Below are 18,415 nucleotides of genomic sequence, written 5' to 3' on the forward strand. Positions count from 1 at the left end.
ATATTATATAATAAAATTGTAAATGAACTATGGAAAATAGTTTATTTGGAGGTTATATTATGAGTATAAACAAAGATAGATATGATAACATTCATGATAAATATATAAAGGAAGATAAAATTGTTAACAAATTTCCTAAAGATGAAGATAAGAAGATGGAGAATTATTCTCATAAACAAGAATCAAAAATTTCTGTCAATTATAAGTTGAAAGTTAATTTTGATAGGAAAAATAAGATGATTTATTTACATCCAGGAAAATCTCAATATTTTACAATTCATGTATCAAAATGCCGTGGTGATGTTACTATTAAATATAAAGGATGTTATCAAAGTAATGGGATATGCGGGAATCTTGGAATATATAGAATAGTTGAATCGGGAATATTTGTAGAAACTTATCCTAAATTAAATCCTAGAAAGAATGATTTTTTAACTTTCACTGCAACTGACGAATGTAATAAAGAATGCTATGATTTTGTTGTAATATTCAGTTGTAATTCATGTGGATGTTATTACTAAGGTACATTCAAAAACAACTAGTCAATAATTGTATAAATTATATGAATCAAATTATTAATATCAGTTGAGTATAGAAATATATTAAATTGTTAAATTTGATATAAAGTGATGTGAAATTTAAAGTAGATCCAATTCAGTTTACTATGTAATTTCATGCCATTTTCTATGCTATAAAGTTTACAAAATATAACATTAGTAATACTTAATTTTTAAGTGATAGATATTCGTGAAGCTTATTAATTTTTCATGGAAAGAGGAGTGTCATCTTAAAGTGTCAATTCATATACTATCATATAATAAAAACGGTATTTAATAGTTAATTATGCTTTTATGTGAATAATTGCAATAATTAAAAAATTTGTTTATATAACTAAAAAGAAAATTAATTGAAATGAGAAAAGAAAACTATATGAATAAACTAATATATTTATATAGATAATTTGGGAGGAAATTTATGAAAAATAAAGAAATATCTTTAGAAGAAATTATGAAAGAGGCAGATTTAGCATCAGGGCTAGATTTAGATATGTTAATAGAAGAGTATGTATATGAAGATGAAGATATCGAATTAAAAGCAGAACCTAAGAAAAAAACTGAAAAAGAAAGAGAAACTGATGAAGGAAAAGGTCATGGGTGTCATGTGCCACCTGTAAAGATAAGTTGTGATTTAGAAGTAGCTTTTGGACGTAAAAATAAGATTATTTATGTGAACTCAGGCAAATTACAATATTTTACAGCGTTTGCAAAAAAATGTTGTGGTGATGAGACAATTGAAATAGAATATTGTGGTGATAATATAAAGTGTATATGTGGAGAAGCAGTTATACGCGGTTCTCTTGGATATTATAAAATAGTTAAATCAGGCATAATATTCATACCACGTCGCAATTTATCTGAAATTCCTGATGAGTGGTTTCCAACCGATATTTTATGCTTCAAAGCAAAAAGTAAATGTGATAAAGACGTTAAATTTGATGTAATATTCACTTATTCTAGATCTGTAGATAGACGTTGTAAATGTCATTAAATCTACTAGAAAATTATATATAAATTAAAAGATAATGAAATTTAATAAAGAAGAGGATATAATAAGCAAAAGTGCTTTATTATATCCTCCTTCTATATAGAATTATTTTTCATGTAGACGGTGCTTATTTTGATTTCTTAATTCTTAGTATACTTTTACCACTGATTTAAAACATTTATTACATAATTAATTTCTGATTCACGTATTCCATACCATAGTGGCAAACTTAATACTGTCTTTGAAATGGTCTCTGCCACTGGAAAATCTCCAGAATTATATCCCAAATCCTCATATGCCTTTTGTAGATGAATAGGTATTGGATAATGGATTAAAGTTTCAATTCCATTAGCCTTTAAATAATTCACTAGCTTATCTCTAAATTCAGTTTTTATTATAAAAATATGCCATATAGACTCATATGGTGAGTTTATAAATGGAAGAGCTATTTTATTGTTATTAATTCCTTCAAGATATAGTTTGGCATTTTCTTGTCTACTAGCATTCCATTTATCTAGGTACTTAAGCTTTATTCTTAAAATTTCAGCTTGTATTTCATCTAGCCTTGAATTAATACCCTTATACTCGTGATGATATTTAATTGTTGAGCCATAATTTCTTATAGCTCGCACTTTTTGTGCCAATAGACTGTCATTAGTTAGAATAGCTCCACCATCTCCTAAAGCTCCTAAATTCTTTCCAGGATAAAAGCTAAAGCCAGCTGCATCACCAAGATTTCCTGTTTTTTTACCATTATATATTGCTCCATGTGCTTGAGCTGCATCTTCTATAAGTTTTAAATTATATTTTTTACAAAGCACTTTTATTTTATCAATTTCTACGGGTCTTCCATAGAGATGAACAGCAATAATAGCTTTTGTTTTTGGAGTGATAGCTTTTTCAATTTTATTTGTATCTATATTAAAGGTTTTAATGTCAGGTTCCACAAAAACAATTTTTGCACCAACATAAGAAACTGCCAGTGCGGTAGCAATAAAGGTGTTAGAAGGCACAATAACTTCATCACCATCACCAATATCATATCCTTTTAAAATAATGGAAAGGGCATCTAATCCATTTCCACAGCTTATACAATAATCAGCATGGCAATATTTAGAAAAATCTTCCTCGAAGGCTTCTACACTGTTTCCTAAAATAAATGAATTTCTATCATATATTTTCTCAAAAGCACTTACAATTTCATCTCTTATTTCCATATGCATTGGTTCTAAATTCAAAAATGGTATTTTCATATAAATCCCTTCCTAATATCTATTACATGCTTCTTGCATATAAAAGTCCATATTTCGTATATAATCATTTTCATTATAATACTCAGATGCCAGTACTAAAAGAACAGCACCATCGCTAAAATCATACATTTCTCTCCAAACATAAGGTCCAATATATAGACCTACTGATGAGTTGTTTAATAAAAACTCGACTTCTTCTTTTGGATTTTTAACTTTTACTTTTACAGAGCCATTAACACATATGAGTACTTGATGAAGTTTTCTGTGAGCATGGAAACCTCTTGTTATATTAAGTGGTACTTTTGAAATATAATAAATACGTTTTATATCAAAAGGAATATCCACCATTTCCTCTATAGGTGTTAAATCGCCATATTTACCATTTATATTTATAAATTTTAACAAGGAACAATTATACATGTTGCCTCCTTAATAAATATTGTTAAACATTTTTCAAAAAATTTCTTAAATAATCTTCTTCCAATTCAAAGCTATTCTGATAAAGAACAACATTAGGATTATAATGAACTTTTGCATCTAAATAATGACACTGTTGTCCTAATACGCCAGCTATATTTGAATAGCAGGAGAGTTGTATTTCTTTAGGTAAAATGCAAATAATTTTTGCATTTTTATTAGCAAATAATATATTGGTAAATCCAGCCCCACTTGCACCTGCTATAAATTCAGCTTCAGAAAAAACTTTCAATTGATCTTGAAATGACATTATTTCTGGGTATACAATTTCATAATCATGATCCTTAAAAATTTGTTCAATAGTATTTTGATTCAATAGTATTCTAGTACCGAAACAATTTTTTCTAGAAATAAATAATTTTTTAGAAGTAGTACCATTAATAGACAGATTATCATGAAGCAAATTAACAGCAGTATCATTCATAATATAATCTTCATATCTTAGCAAAGTATTTTTTTTTAGATCAATAGGTCCAATAAGTAAGTCTGATATATATATTAATTTATCAATATCATAACAATATCCTAATTTCAGTGGGATAATATTTCTACCGTGAATGTTTAGCATGTCTAATTCATCTTTGAAAGATTTAATTTTAAAACATCTTTCATCCACTAATATTGGAATTTTATTATATTCTTCTATTTCATTAATTAAACATAATTTAGATAGTACTTCCATATTAAAATGAAAATAGTTAAAAGAAGCATTTGATAAAAGCATTATACCTTCTTCAATTTTTTCATTTGCTTTTTCGTAGTAAGTTAAAGTAACATTTCTATCCACGAAATATACATTGCTCACTGCTAAATTAAATCTATTTTCATGATCTCTTAGTGGTAAATCATAAATGCAATTATCATTTTTATCAAAAATTATACTATTTCCACCAATTAAGTTTACATTATATAACTCAGCTATATAAATTTCCGGAAACTTAATATTTATATAGTTATTAGCTTTAGTATTATCTCTGTAATTTGGAATATAATTTTTCTGAGACTGTTCTTTTTGTTTAATAAAATATTTGTAATTATGAATATTACAATATTCTTTACATGAAATATTATTTAATCTTCTTTCAATGCTCATTTGTTAGTTCCTCCTGTTTCAACATATAGGTAAGATTTAGTATTGTAAAATTGATAATTTATTTTAACTTCTCATTTTTTAACCATTGTTCATATCCTAATTTTACCCAAGGCATTCCTCTGGAAAAATTATATTTCCAAGGATAAACTTGCTTACCTGTAAGTTTATTTTTTATATCTTTAGTTAAACATATTTTCTTTGCTGGATTTCCAGCAACTACTGTTTCTTTTTCAACATTTTTAGTTACGATGCTTCCTGCACCTACTAAGGATTCCTCACCTATATTCACTCCAGGTAAAATTATACTTCCGGCGGCAACTACTGAATAATCTTCTAAAGTAGCGCCTATTATAATTTGTGAGGGTGGGGTAGGATCATTAGTCAATATTACATGCGGAAAAATCCAAACAAAATTTTTTATTAAACTTTTCTCACCTACAAATACGTTACTATGAAGACTTACATAATTACCTATAATACATTCTTCTTGCACATCAGATGAGGTTCCTATTCTAACATTATTACCTATTATTGAGCTTTCTCTAATAGTCACTCTGTGACCAGTTTGAAAGTTATTTCCTATAGTTGTATTACCATAAATAATTGTTTCACTCCTAATTAACGAATTTTCTCCTATAATTAAAGGATTAATTTTATTTATCCTATCAGAATAAAAATCCATTAAGTATTCTCCAAGAATACATCTCGCTCCTATGAAGCTTCCTTTTTTTATATGAACATTATCTCTTATTATTACTCCATGGTCTATAAAACAATTATCTTCAATGAGTACATTATTACCAATAATAACATTTTCTTTAACTGTAGCAGTATCTGAAATTATACATTTACTCATATCCCCACCTATCAATATAACCTTTCTCTTACAGTTACTTTATTTCATTTTATCGTATGCATATATTGAAAAAATGTTCAATATACAAGTATTTAACATAAAGATCATGAATCTAAAAATAAGCCTTGGGTGAAGGTTTATTTTAACTCAAGGCTTAAAATGCGGCTATTTCATAATTTTTAAAAATTTTTTTAGAAATTCTTCATCCAATTTAAAGCTATTCTGATAATACCTAAATGGTGTTTCTTTAGAAAGTTCTGCATCTAAAAAGTAGCAATGTTGTCCTAATATACCAGCTATATTTGAAATCCAAGGCCATTCTATTGCTTTTGGTTGTATACATATGATTTTTGCATTTTTATTAGCAAATACAATATTTGTAAATCCAGCGCCGTATGCACCTGCTATAAATTCAGCTTCAGAAAATATTTTCAATTTATCATAGAAAGGCATTGCTTCAGGAAAAATGATTTCATAACCATTTTCTGAAAAAATCTGTTCAACAATATCCTGATTTTCTAATCTAGGGTTAGGAGTATTTCGTCTAGAGATAAATATTTTCCTAAATATATTACTTTTAATTGACAAATTTTCATTTAATAGTTTGATGCATAAATCATCCATAACACAATCTTTATTTTTTAACAAATAACCTTCTTTAATCTGAAACGGATAAATCGCTAAATCTGAAATGTATATTAATTTTTCTATATTATAGCAGCACCATTTTTTTATAGAAATTATTTTACGACCATTTTTATTAAGCATTTCTAACTCTTCTAGAAACTGTGGTGTTCTAAGGCAAATTTCATCTATCAATATTGGGACATTATTATATTCATCTACTCCATTAATAAGGCATAATTTAGACAACACTTCTGTATGAAAATGAGAAAAATTATAAGAACAAGCACCTACTAGCATTATTCCTTCTTCAATAGTTTCAATAGGTTCATTATAGTTAATACAAGTATTATTTTTATCTACATATATTGTATTATTACATCTTAAATCAAACTTATTTTCATCATCTTTTAGTGGTAGATCATAAATACAATAATTATTTTCATCAAAAATTATATAATTTGCGCCAATTATATTAACATTATTTAATTCGGAAATAAAAATTTCTGGGTATTTTACTACATTCATATAATTAATAGCTTCCGGTTTCTCTCTATAGTTAGGTATATATATTTTCTGATAATGCTGTTTTAATATAATTGAATATTTCATATTATGAATATCGCAATATTCTTTACAGGAAATATTATTTAATCTCTTTTCGATAGTCATTTATTAATTCCCCCTTAATAATAATGTTTAATATTTTTAAATTCCACTTCTGCTAAATAGCTTTTATCATACATAAACTAGTAATCACAAACCCAAGAATTTCATAATATATGGTATGATAATTTAATGTATTTGAATACAAAAAAATAAATAGTCCCTAATACTTGCATATTTTATAATTATCTATTTTTTTCTAAATAATACTTATAAACACCTTTATAATTTTACAAAACAATCCTGTAATCAATACTTATATATGGTTGCAGAGTAGCACACTTTTTTCAGTATATTCATAAGATAATACTGTTATAGATAAAATTTTAAGTTGAATATTGATAAAGGAGCTAGAAATGAAAGCTGTAATATTAGCAGGTGGATTTGGAACAAGAATTTCAGAGGAAAGTCACTTAAGACCAAAGCCAATGATTGAAATTGGAGATATGCCTATTCTATGGCATATTATGAAGATATATTCACATTATGGATACAATGATTTTGTAATTTGTTGTGGATACAAGGCTCATATGATTAAAGAGTATTTTGCAGATTATTATTTATATAGAAGTGATGTTACATTTGACTTTGTTAAAAAGAATAAGATGACTGTACACAATAATTTTTCTGAACCTTGGCAAGTTACGTTAGTTGATACAGGTCTTAATACTATGACAGGCGGACGTATTAAAAGAATACAAAAATACATCAATAAATCCCCATTTATGCTTACATACGGAGATGGAGTTAGTGATGTTAATATTGCTGAACTTGTTAAATTTCATGAATCTCATGGAAAAATAGCTACTATGACAGCAATAAATGTAGAGCAAAGATTTGGTGTTCTTGATATTAATAAGGATAATGTAATTAATGCCTTTCGTGAAAAAAATGCTGATGATGGTGGCATGATTAATGGGGGATTTATGGTGCTTAATCCTGAGATTTTTGATTATATTGAAGGAGATAGTACAGTATTTGAAAAAGCTCCACTAGAAACAGCTGCTAAGATGGGGGAACTCATGGCATATAAACATGAAGGGTTTTGGAAGTGCATGGATACACAAAGAGATAAGCAACAACTTGAAGCTTTGTGGGAAAGTGGGGAGGCTCCATGGAAAAAATGGTGATAGATTTGGAATTTTATAAAGGAAAGAAAGTTTTAGTAACAGGACATACTGGATTTAAAGGATCTTGGCTTTTGAAGATACTTGTTAAAGCTGGTGCTGAAGTTATAGGATATTCCTTAATTCCACCTACAAATCCAAATTTGTTCCAGATTTCTGGAATTAATAAAGAAATTAACTCTGTAATTGGCGATATTAGAGATTTAGAAAAGCTAATGGATACATTTAATAAATATAAACCTGAAATAATTTTTCATCTTGCAGCTCAACCTATTGTACGTGATAGCTATAAAGAACCCGTTTACACATATGAAACTAATGTAATGGGAACTGTTAATATACTTGAATGTATTAGAAAAAATGAGTGTGCAAAGTCATTTTTAAATATTACGACAGATAAAGTCTACAAAAATAATGAGTGGGAATGGGGATATCGTGAAAATGAACAATTAGATGGATTTGATCCGTATTCAAATAGTAAGTCTTGTTCAGAACTCGTTACTCATAGTTATAAGAACTCTTTCTTTGGCGAAGGGCAAGTTGCAATTTCTACAGCTAGAGCTGGTAATGTAATAGGTGGTGGTGATTTTGCTAATGATAGAATTATTCCAGACTGCATTAGAGCAGCTGAAAAAAAGCAAACAATCATCGTAAGAAATTCACATTCAACTAGGCCGTATCAACATGTTTTAGAGCCATTAGGAGCATATCTTATGATAGCTAAAAAACAATATGAGAATATAAAATATTGTGGTTATTATAATGTTGGACCTAATGAGTCTGACTGTATAACAACAGGAACTTTGGTGGATATATTTTGCAAAAAATGGGGACAAAATATGACTTGGGAAGATAAATTTATAGGAGGACCTCATGAAGCGAATTTCTTAAAGTTAGATTGTTCTAAGATTAAAACGATATTGGGATGGACCCCTAGATGGAGTGTAGAAAAAGCAATTGAAAAAACAGTTGAGTGGGCAAAATGTTATTTAGGAGAATATGATATTAATGAATGTATGACTAAACAAATAATAGAATTTTTTAAAGAGGGAGAATAAACCATGTCAGATAATTTAAAGCAGCAAAAAGATAAAAACGAAATTTTAAAGCTTGTTAGTGAATATTGTGATAAGTATCATAAAAAAGCTGATTATGTAGAAGGTCAAAAAATTCCTTATGCATCAAGAGTTTATGATAATGAAGAAATGGTTAATCTTATAGATAGTTCTCTTGAATTTTGGCTTACATCTGGAAGATATACAGATGAATTTGAAAGGGAATTTGCTAAATATTTAAATGTGAAATATTGTAGTCTTGTTAATTCCGGTTCAAGTGCTAATTTAAATGCTTTTATGGCTTTAACATCGCCACTACTCGGAGATAGAGCAGTAAAACGCGGTGATGAGATCATTACTGTTGCAGCAGGTTTTCCTACTACTGTTACTCCTATGATTCAATTTGGTGCAGTACCTGTTTTTGTCGATGTTACAATTCCACAATATAATATTGATGTAACAATTCTAGAAAAAGCACTATCAGATAAAACTAAGGCTGTTATGATTGCTCATACATTAGGGAATCCTTTCAATTTAAGTGCTGTTAAAGATTTTTGTGATAAAAATAATTTATGGCTAATCGAAGATAATTGTGATGCACTTGGTTCCCAATATACAATAAATGGAAAAGAAAAATTTACAGGTACAATAGGTGATATTGGAACGTCAAGTTTTTATCCACCACATCATATGACAATGGGTGAAGGTGGAGCAGTATACACAGATAATCTATTGCTTAATAAAATAATTCGTTCACTCAGAGATTGGGGAAGAGATTGTGTTTGTCCTTCTGGAATGGATAATTTATGTAAACATCGTTTTGATAAGCAATATGGTGAATTGCCTATTGGATACGATCATAAATATGTATATTCGCATTTTGGATATAACTTAAAAGCAACTGATATGCAAGCAGCCATAGGATGTGCACAACTTAAAAAATTTCCTTATTTTGTCGAAAGAAGAAAAGAAAACTTTAAAAGATTAAAAAATGGGTTATTAGAAGTTGGAGATAAACTCATATTACCTGTTCCATGTAAAAATTCTGATCCTAGTTGGTTCGGGTTCCTTATTACTTGCAAAGATGGATTAGATAGAAATAAGATTGTTCAATATATTGAAAGCAAAGGTGTTCAAACAAGGATGTTATTTGCAGGAAATTTGATAAAGCATCCATGTTTTGACGAATTGAGGGCTAATAACAATGGATATCGTGTTGTTGGTGATTTAACAAATACAGATAGAATTATGAATCATACTTTTTGGGTAGGAGTATATCCAGGAATGACTGATGAAATGATAGACTACATGAGTAAAATAATAAAAGAGGCTGTTAAAATTATACATTCTAAATTTTCTATTAAATAAATTCGAATCATTTAAGCAATTGTGGAAGGAATTGTAATGTGAAGTTAAGTGATTATATTGTAACTTTTTTAATTGAAAAAAAAATAACTGATGTATTTGGTTATCCTGGTGGAATGGTAACACATCTTATTGATTCCTTTAATAAATACAAAGATTGCATTTTTGCACATGTAAATTATCATGAACAAGGGTCTGCATTCTGTGCTTGTGGATATGCTCAAATATCAAATAAACCAGGAATCGCATATGCTACAAGCGGACCAGGGGCTACAAATCTTATTACAGGGATTGCAAATGCCTACTTTGATTCTATACCATGCATATTTATTACAGGACAGGTTAATACCTATGAATCAAAGGGAGACATGCTTGTTAGGCAAAAAGGATTTCAAGAAACTGATATTGTAAGTATTGTAAAATCTATTACAAAATATGCAGTGAAAATCGATAATGAGAATAATATTAAGTATGAACTTGAAAAAGCATTTGATATAAGTTGTAATGGGAGACCAGGTCCTGTACTTATTGATATTCCTATGAATATTCAAAGCGCTGATATTATTCCAGAAGATTTAAAATGCTATAAATCAAAAAAAGATGAACAAGCTACCTGTTATTATGAAGATATAAAAAATACTATATTAAAAATGTTGAAATCATCTAAAAGACCTGTTATTTTAGTAGGGAATGGTGTTAATACTGCAAATATTGGCAATAGGTTTAGAAATTTTGTTGATTTAATAGGCATTCCAGTTGTTACAAGCATGATTGGAAGAGATGTATTATCAAATAGTATTGAAAATAATTTTGGATTTATAGGTGCTTATGGGGATAGATGTGCAAATTTTATTATATCAAATAGTGATTTAATTATAAGCTTTGGTTCTAGAATTGATTGTAGACAAACTGGAAGTAATTTGAAATTTTTTGCAAAGAATGCAAAAATCATACGATTAGATATTGATAGCGGCGAGCTCACAAACAAAATAAAAGAGGATGAAATATCTCTTGTTGTAGATTTAAAGAAAATAATATCAATGCTGAATACAGAAGAATTTAAAGTAAAAGACAACTATCAAAAATGGATAAATGCATGTAATAAGATACAAGAAGAACTTAAGTTCATTATGGTGCAGTATGAAAATGACATTATAAAAGAATTTTCGTATAAGGTTCCAGACAACTCAATTATAACAACTGATGTTGGTCAGAATCAGGTATGGGTAGCACAATCTTTTGTTATGAAAAACAATCAAAAAATGCTTTTTTCAGGAGGACATGGTGCAATGGGATATTCACTTCCAGCCGCCATTGGTGCATATTATGGTAGCAAGAAAAACGTGATTTGTTTTAATGGAGATGGCGGATTACAAATGAATATTCAAGAACTCCAATTTGTAGTAAGAGAAGATATTCCTGTTAAAGTTATATTACTCAATAATAACTCATTAGGCATGATTCGTCATTTTCAGGAAATGTACTTTGAATCCAATTTTGTACAAACTAAAAAAGAGAGCGGCTATACGACTCCTGATTTTCAAGAAATTGCAATTGCCTATGGTTTAAGATATATAAATATAAATTCTATAGAGGAAATTTCAAAATGCGAAAATATGTTAGTGGATAATAAACCTTGCTTTATAGAAATAAACTTAAGTGATACTACTTATTTGTATCCTAAGCTTGCTATGGGTAGACCAATTCATGATCAAGATCCACTTTTAGATAGAAATTTATTTAATAGATTAATGGAAATTTGTAATATTTAAGTACAGTAGAACTAGTATTAATAATGCTAGTTTTACTAATTTATAAGTTAGTAAAAAGAAAGAGGGATTATAAATTATGAAAAATGTAGTAATAACTGGTGCCACTAGTTTTATAGGAGTACATATAATTAAGGAATATCTTAAAAATAACTGTGCAGTTATAGCTGTAGTTAGACCAAGTTCAAAAAATTTAGATAGATTGCCTAAAAACAATCTTTTAACAGTTATAGAGATAGGCATGGAAAAAATTGAAAAACTTATAGAGAGAATTGGAATAAAAAAAATAGATATATTTTATCATTTAGCATGGGCTGGTGTAAGGATGCCATATCGTGATGATGCTATTTTACAGAATGAAAATTATAATTGTGCAATAAATACTATGAAAGTTGCTAAACGATTAGGATGCAATACATTTATAGGCGCTGGCTCGCAAGCTGAGTATGGTAAATGTGTTGGTAAAATTAATGAAAGCTATCCTGCAAAACCAGTTACTGAATATGGTAAAGCAAAATTAAAAGCTTATCAAACACTTAAGAAAATGGCTAAAGAAAATAGTATAAAATTTATTTGGGCAAGAATATTTAGTGTATATGGTATTTATGATTATAAAGGAACAATTGTTATGTCAGCATTAGTTAGGATGAAAAAAAATGAAAGTATACAATTAACCCAATGTATGCAAAATTGGGACTTTATCTATGTAGAAGATTTAGCACGAGCAATGTATTTACTTGCAAATACATCGTGTATGGATGGAATATATAATATTGCAAGTGGAGAAAGTAGGCAACTTAAAGAATTTGTAATAGATATGAAAGATATTTGTAAATCAAATAGTGAGTTGCAATTTGGAGCAATACCTTATAATAGTGAAAGTATAATAATCTTTGAACCAATTGTAGATAAATTGAAACAAAATTTAGGATGGTCTTGTAATGTGAGTTTTAAGGAAGGAATTAAAAGAATATTGGAATTTATTGATTTAGAGATAGTTGAATAAAAAATAAGTATTAAATTAATATATCGCATTATTCAGAAATGGATTTGAGATACTTTTGTTGTTCCTGCATCTAGTTAATTTTAAACTCATCAAACTTTCATTTCCATGTCACACTGTTTGAAATAAAGCTCTTTAAACACTTCAATTATATAAAAACACCTTTATAATTTTCACAATAATCATGTAATCAGATATTTATATCTGATTACATGGAGAACACTTTTTTCAATATATTCATAAGATAGTATAGTGTTAAATGAATTGTTGATAACGATATAAAGTTTAAATTATCATATGATTGAGCATAGGTGCATAATTTAGGAGGTAGTTTGATGAATAATAATAAAATTGCATTTATAATCTGTGTTTTAAATGAAAACCAGTTTAAAGTGTGCAATTCATATATTGATGATTTAGAAATTCCGTTAGGTATTGAAATAGATATAATTAGTATAAAATTAAATAAAAGTATTGCAGAAGCTTATAATATTGGTTTAAATCAAACAGATGCTAAATATAAAATTTATCTTCATAGTAATACTTATATAATAAATAAAACCATAATAAAAGACATTTTGGATATTTTTGCAAGCAATGAACAAATAGGTTTAATTGGTGTTGTTGGAGCTAAAAGATTGCCAGCTAGTGGTTTATGGTGGAATGATGTAGGCAAAGTAGGAGAAGTGGATATTTTAAATAATGGAGTTAAACAGTACTATAAATTAAATAACATTATAGAGAAGTATGAAATTGTTGAAGCTGTAGATGGTCTAATAATAGCGACACAATTTGATATAAAATGGAAAGAAGAACTATTTGATGGCCTATATTTTTATGATATTGCAGAATGTATGGAGTTTAATAAAAAAGGATTTCAAGTTATAGTTCCAAGACAGGAGAAAACATGGTGTATTCATGATTGGGGCAGTGAAGTTGATAATAATCTTCAAAATGAAACTGAAAAATATAGACAAATTTTTCTGAAAGAATATTCAATTATACAAAATAGAAATATTTCTAAATCTAAAGACTTATTTGATTTCAACAGAGAAGAGGCTATGAATATATTAGTTCAAAATAGAAAAAATTTAGAAAATTATTTTTATTCCATGAAAAATAGCTTAGGATTAAGTGATTATGAAGGTGTGGCAAAAAATGCTTATGATTTTGCAACCAGGGCTTCTTGGAGTGTGTATCATCCCGATTTTTATCAATCTCCAGAAATAGAAAATATGCTTTTAGAATGTGCAAGCAAATTACCTACAGAAGATTATATCATAAAAGGTAGAAATGGTAAAAAAAGAAAAGTTCTTCATGTTTTGAGCGAAGGATACTCTACAGGAGGTCATACAAGACTTGCAAAAAATTGGATAAAAAGTGATCCGGATTCCATCCATTCATTAGTTACTACGTGGCAGATAAAAAGTACTCCACAGTGGCTTTTAGATGAAATAAAAAATAGCGGTGGATGGATTTCTTCTCTTGAAGCTGTTTCTGATAAATATGTTGAAAGAGCTGCAAAGCTTAGAAAACTAGCATATGAATGGGCGGATATAGTAGTACTCCATATGCATATGATGGATCCAATTCCTGTAATAGCATTTGGAATAGATGATGGACCACCTATAATTTATATGAATCATGGAGATCATCTTTTTTGGCTTGGAGCAAGTATAGCTGATTTAGTTATAGATCTTAGACCTTCCGGACAAAAGTTGACTTTAACTAGAAGAAGTTGTAATAATTCTTGCATATTACCGATACCTTTAGACTTTAAAAAAGATTTTAACAGAAATGAAATTAGGAAAAAATATGAAATAAATGAAAATGAAATTATCATACTAACTATTGCTTCCAATTATAAATTTAGAAGCATTAATAGCCATAATTATCTTAATATTGTAAAAGATATAGTTAATAAGGTTGATAATTGCAAAGTTTATATTATTGGTCCTAATGATACAGGAAAGTGGCATGAAATAAATATTGAAACAGGTGGAAAAATAAAAGCATTAGGAGTAGTAACAGAAATAGAGGAATTTTATCAAATGGCAGATATATATTTAGATTGTTTTATGATGGGAAGTATGACATCACTATTAGATGCTTCTAAATATGGATTATCAATAATAAAATTCACAAATAGTCATTGTCCTATTCTTACTGAATTTGATGAAGAATTTGAAGTATGCAGTTATAACAATATAAATGACATTATACAAGAAATTAATAAAATAAAGAGTGGTAATATTGAAACGTATGAGAAGTATAAAAGTATTAACAATGCCATAGAAAAAAATCATATATCGGATACTCAGGAAAAAATCAAAAATATATACAGTAGGTTAGACAATCACAGAGTAAATAGAAAATTGACAATAAGTAATGGTACAGAAGACTATGATCTTTTTTGGATTCTTTTAATTAATAGGGGATATGTTTACTAAGGAATGGATAAAGAGAATAGAGGAATATAAAAAAGATTTTAGATAAAGACATATAAATACACAAAGTAAAAACTTTACTTGTGTGTATATTCGGCCGAAATTAAGGTCATGCATTTACAGTTTTAAATATATACTGATAGTATAAGTGTAATTTAGAATATGGGAATCTATAGATATAGTAATGATGAAATACAATTATAGATTTGATAACAAAAGGGGGATAAACATGCAATCAAATAATACTCCACTATTAACAGCACATTTATTTGTTTCAATGAAGGATACATTGGATGGATTTGAGGAAATGTTAAAAAGGCTTAGCGAAAATGGAATAACAGTGAAATTGTATGAACCTAATGATTCATTATTAGATATAAATCCTAAAAGTCCACGTGTTTATGTTTCTTTAGGAGAAAAAGATGAATTATTTCCAACACTATACTCATTACCCTATTATGAGAGAAAGCGTTGGTTACATTATAGAGCTGTAGTAGATATTAAGCCGGATTATTTATTTCACTGCTGGCTCCACTATACAAATCCATTACCTGAAAATAAGATAATACCTGATACTCATTTTACTTCAAATACTCCATTAGTATCAGTGTTCACAGCCGCATATAAGTCAAAAGAAAAAATTCAGCGTCCTTATAAATCTCTATTAAATCAGACTTACTCCAATTGGGAATGGGTAATTGTAGATGATTCAGGAGATAATGATTCTACTTACAACAAAGACTTATTAATATTAGATGATCCTCGTGTAAGAAGATATCGACAAGATCAACGAAATGGTTATATAGGAGCAACTAAAAGATATGCAGCAGGCTTGTGTACAGGCGAGATATTAGTGGAAATGGACCATGATGATGAATTAACTTTTGATTGTCTAGAAAAAATCGTAAATGCTTTTACGCAACATCCTGAATGTGGCTTTGCATATGGGGAGTGTGCAGAGGTATACGTAGGGAGCAACCATGCACAATGGTATGGTTGGGATTGTGGTTTTGGATACGGCATAAATTATCGGGTTTGGGTGCATGAAATGAATCGATGGCAAAATGTATTAAGAAATACTGTCATCAATGGGACTACCATACGTCATTTAGTTGGGTTACCAAATCATCCCCGTGCGTGGACAAAAGAGTGTTACCATCTGCTTGGAGGGCACCGCGAAGAACTATTGGTTGCAGATGATTACGACATGCTCGTTCGGTCATTTCTTTGTACTAGGTATGTATGCATTCCCGATTTAGTCTATATACAATATAGAAATGAAAATGGGGATAACTCAACTTTTACTAGAAATCAGCAGATCCAAATTCTCGTAAGTGAATTGTATAGATATTATAGTGAAAGAATTCATACAAGAGTTAAAGAATTGGGAGTATATGAGTTTGAGTCATATAACCGTGTATGGGAGAGAAACGAAGATGATACTGCATGTAAATCTGCTCACATTATTAATGAAGATTTATCAAAAGTCTCAATGTTATTTCCAATTCCATACTTTTTTCCAGAAGTTAAGCATGATAAATTGTTTGAAACTCTTAAAAAGGGTATAGAAACTAACTTTAAAGATATGGAAGTAGTGGTTGTAGGTCGTATTCCTGAAGAAGTCGAGTCTTTTGCGTCTATAGCGCCAATGGGCGCAATCCGATGGTGGCCAATGGAACCAAATGATTCATTAAAAACATGCATTCAATATGCCCAATTTTGCTCTTCGTGTAAGGATAAAATAGTTATATTGCCAGAATCAACCTACAAGGATGATTAGAGCATTACTGTAGGTTGATTCTAGCTTATTTGAATCCAAGTTAGATAAAAATGCACAATAAGATTTTCCTCTGTTATAATGTGATTAATATTTTTCATATTATAATGGAGGATTTTTTTACATTATTTATCTTTTATATTTTATATAAGTGAAAATAAAATATATCCTCTCATAAATATGAAGCCTTTGGATTAATTCAAAATAAGAACAGAGTGTCGAACTTGTCGACACTCTGAGTCGTGCAAAAGCACGACTTTTACACTATTATTAGATAGACAAGATTATATCAATTGCTACACCACTGGCTAAGCCTCCCATGCTAGTAGTAATTTCTACTGATATTAGATTACATGCACTTACATTAATATTTTCATCTATAAATGCGCAAGGATTTGGAGTAGTTGCATTATTTGGTCCAGTTATTGTTATAGGAGTACCTATGGCTGAAGATGTGAAACCACCGTCTGTACTTATAACAATCGTAGCAGTTACTAAGTCGGCTGCTGTTAAGATATTATTGCGGATGTTTAGTCTCAAACCTGTAATAGTTCCATTAACCGGTATTACTACAGAATTTCGTGCAAAGTTCGTACCGGAACTTCCTAGTCCAACGAAATGACCAGTAACAATAGTATCTTGATCTGTACCTAGATATATTATTGAAGAACCTTGAGCACCTTGAACTCCTTGAACACCTTGAGCGCCTTGAACACCTTGAGAACCTTGAGAACCTTGAGAACCTTGAGAACCTTGAGCACCTTGAGCACCTTGAGATCCTTGAGAACCTTGAACACCTTGAGCGCCTTGAGGTCCTTGAATACCTTGAGCGCCTTGAGGTCCTTGAATACCTTGAGTACCTTGGACACCTTGAGAACCTTGAGCACCTTGAGAACCTTGAGCACCTTGAGAACCTTGTGCCCTTGAGATCCTTGTGCGCCTTGAGCACCTTGAGCACCTTGAGCGCCTTGAGCTCCTTGAGCTCCTTGAGAACCTTGAGCGCCTTGAGACCTTGAACTCCTTGAGAACCTTGAGCACCTTGAGATCCTTGAACTCCTTGAGAACCTTGAGCACCTTGAGCGCCTTGAGAACCTTGAGCGCCTTGAACTCCTTGAACTCCTTGAGCACCTTGAGCGCCTTGAGCTCCTTGAACACCTTGAGAACCTTGAGAACCTTGAACTCCTTGAGAACCTTGAGCACCTTGAGAACCTTGAACACCTTGAGAACCTTGAGCACCTTGAGCTCCTTGAGTACCTTGAGTACCTTGGACTCCTTGAGATCCTTGAGCACCTTGAGAACCTTGAGCACCTTGAGCACCTTGAGAACCTTGAGCACCTTGAGCGCCTTGAGGTCCTTGA

General features: G+C 29.7%; 15 protein-coding genes. 9 read left to right on the top strand and 6 right to left on the bottom strand.

Annotation, left to right across the window (positions count from 1 at the left end; all coding sequences use genetic code 11):
• Positions 1–59: 59 nt before the first annotated feature.
• Positions 60–521 (top strand): hypothetical protein, encoded by a 462-nt coding sequence (locus tag CLPUN_RS20755; protein WP_077849138.1) that lies wholly within the window; start codon positions 60–62, stop codon positions 519–521.
• Between the two features lie 454 nt (positions 522–975).
• Positions 976–1,548: a hypothetical protein gene (locus CLPUN_RS20760; RefSeq protein WP_077849139.1), complete on the top strand. Its 573-nt coding sequence runs from the start codon at positions 976–978 to the stop codon at positions 1,546–1,548.
• Positions 1,549–1,703: 155 nt separating this feature from the next.
• On the opposite strand, the gene CLPUN_RS20765 is transcribed toward CLPUN_RS20760, so the two are convergent.
• From CLPUN_RS20765 to CLPUN_RS20785, 5 genes are all read right to left on the bottom strand, one after another.
• Positions 1,704–2,798, bottom strand: a complete 1,095-nt coding sequence (locus CLPUN_RS20765) for a DegT/DnrJ/EryC1/StrS family aminotransferase (RefSeq protein WP_077849140.1) — start codon at positions 2,796–2,798, stop codon at positions 1,704–1,706.
• A gap of 12 nt (positions 2,799–2,810) precedes the next feature.
• Positions 2,811–3,218 (bottom strand): sugar 3,4-ketoisomerase, encoded by a 408-nt coding sequence (locus CLPUN_RS20770; protein ID WP_077849141.1) that lies wholly within the window; start codon positions 3,216–3,218, stop codon positions 2,811–2,813.
• 22 nt (positions 3,219–3,240) lie between these two features.
• Positions 3,241–4,368, bottom strand: a complete 1,128-nt coding sequence (locus CLPUN_RS20775) for a glycosyltransferase family 61 protein (RefSeq protein WP_077849142.1) — start codon at positions 4,366–4,368, stop codon at positions 3,241–3,243.
• 58 nt (positions 4,369–4,426) lie between these two features.
• Positions 4,427–5,224, bottom strand: a complete 798-nt coding sequence (locus CLPUN_RS20780) for an acyltransferase (RefSeq protein ID WP_077849143.1) — start codon at positions 5,222–5,224, stop codon at positions 4,427–4,429.
• A 165-nt stretch (positions 5,225–5,389) separates the two neighbouring features.
• Entirely contained in the window at positions 5,390–6,520 is a 1,131-nt protein-coding gene (locus CLPUN_RS20785) for a glycosyltransferase family 61 protein (RefSeq protein WP_077849144.1), read from the bottom strand.
• 350 nt (positions 6,521–6,870) lie between these two features.
• Between CLPUN_RS20785 and rfbF the strand changes: the two genes are divergently transcribed.
• From rfbF to CLPUN_RS20820, 7 genes are all read left to right on the top strand, one after another.
• The gene (gene rfbF, locus CLPUN_RS20790) at positions 6,871–7,644 is read left to right on the top strand and encodes a glucose-1-phosphate cytidylyltransferase (protein ID WP_077849145.1); all 774 of its coding nucleotides are present in this window, start codon (positions 6,871–6,873) and stop codon (positions 7,642–7,644) included.
• Complete coding sequence (rfbG, locus tag CLPUN_RS20795; protein ID WP_198944382.1) at positions 7,629–8,699, top strand: CDP-glucose 4,6-dehydratase; 1,071 nt, start codon at positions 7,629–7,631, stop codon at positions 8,697–8,699. The genes rfbF and rfbG overlap by 16 nt, the downstream gene beginning before the upstream one ends.
• A 3-nt stretch (positions 8,700–8,702) precedes the next feature.
• Positions 8,703–10,064: a lipopolysaccharide biosynthesis protein RfbH gene (gene rfbH, locus CLPUN_RS20800; RefSeq protein WP_077849146.1), complete on the top strand. Its 1,362-nt coding sequence runs from the start codon at positions 8,703–8,705 to the stop codon at positions 10,062–10,064.
• Positions 10,065–10,102: 38 nt separating this feature from the next.
• On the top strand, positions 10,103–11,833 hold the full coding sequence (locus CLPUN_RS20805) for a thiamine pyrophosphate-binding protein (RefSeq protein WP_077849147.1): 1,731 nt from the start codon (positions 10,103–10,105) through the stop codon (positions 11,831–11,833).
• Positions 11,834–11,909: 76 nt separating this feature from the next.
• Positions 11,910–12,836, top strand: coding sequence for an NAD-dependent epimerase/dehydratase family protein (locus CLPUN_RS20810; protein WP_077849148.1), 927 nt, complete (start codon positions 11,910–11,912; stop codon positions 12,834–12,836).
• 332 nt (positions 12,837–13,168) lie between these two features.
• Entirely contained in the window at positions 13,169–15,283 is a 2,115-nt protein-coding gene (locus CLPUN_RS20815; RefSeq protein WP_077849149.1) for a glycosyltransferase, read from the top strand.
• Positions 15,284–15,509: 226 nt separating this feature from the next.
• Positions 15,510–17,060: a glycosyltransferase gene (locus tag CLPUN_RS20820; RefSeq protein WP_077849150.1), complete on the top strand. Its 1,551-nt coding sequence runs from the start codon at positions 15,510–15,512 to the stop codon at positions 17,058–17,060.
• A 267-nt stretch (positions 17,061–17,327) separates the two neighbouring features.
• Here CLPUN_RS20820 and CLPUN_RS20825 read toward each other — a convergent pair whose 3' ends face one another.
• Positions 17,328–18,095, bottom strand: a complete 768-nt coding sequence (locus tag CLPUN_RS20825) for a collagen-like triple helix repeat-containing protein (RefSeq protein ID WP_242954209.1) — start codon at positions 18,093–18,095, stop codon at positions 17,328–17,330.
• Positions 18,096–18,415 lie beyond the last annotated feature (320 nt).

Source organism: Clostridium puniceum (genome assembly GCF_002006345.1).
GTDB lineage: Bacteria > Bacillota > Clostridia > Clostridiales > Clostridiaceae > Clostridium > Clostridium puniceum.

Coding starts and splice junctions, on each gene's coding strand:
- CLPUN_RS20755 (WP_077849138.1), top strand. CDS start 60: ATGAGTATAAACAAAGATAGATATGATAACATTCATGATAAATATATA.
- CLPUN_RS20760 (WP_077849139.1), top strand. CDS start 976: ATGAAAAATAAAGAAATATCTTTAGAAGAAATTATGAAAGAGGCAGAT.
- CLPUN_RS20765 (WP_077849140.1), bottom strand. CDS start 2,798: ATGAAAATACCATTTTTGAATTTAGAACCAATGCATATGGAAATAAGA.
- CLPUN_RS20770 (WP_077849141.1), bottom strand. CDS start 3,218: ATGTATAATTGTTCCTTGTTAAAATTTATAAATATAAATGGTAAATAT.
- CLPUN_RS20775 (WP_077849142.1), bottom strand. CDS start 4,368: ATGAGCATTGAAAGAAGATTAAATAATATTTCATGTAAAGAATATTGT.
- CLPUN_RS20780 (WP_077849143.1), bottom strand. CDS start 5,224: ATGAGTAAATGTATAATTTCAGATACTGCTACAGTTAAAGAAAATGTT.
- CLPUN_RS20785 (WP_077849144.1), bottom strand. CDS start 6,520: ATGACTATCGAAAAGAGATTAAATAATATTTCCTGTAAAGAATATTGC.
- rfbF (WP_077849145.1), top strand. CDS start 6,871: ATGAAAGCTGTAATATTAGCAGGTGGATTTGGAACAAGAATTTCAGAG.
- rfbG (WP_198944382.1), top strand. CDS start 7,629: ATGGAAAAAATGGTGATAGATTTGGAATTTTATAAAGGAAAGAAAGTT.
- rfbH (WP_077849146.1), top strand. CDS start 8,703: ATGTCAGATAATTTAAAGCAGCAAAAAGATAAAAACGAAATTTTAAAG.
- CLPUN_RS20810 (WP_077849148.1), top strand. CDS start 11,910: ATGAAAAATGTAGTAATAACTGGTGCCACTAGTTTTATAGGAGTACAT.
- CLPUN_RS20815 (WP_077849149.1), top strand. CDS start 13,169: ATGAATAATAATAAAATTGCATTTATAATCTGTGTTTTAAATGAAAAC.
- CLPUN_RS20820 (WP_077849150.1), top strand. CDS start 15,510: ATGCAATCAAATAATACTCCACTATTAACAGCACATTTATTTGTTTCA.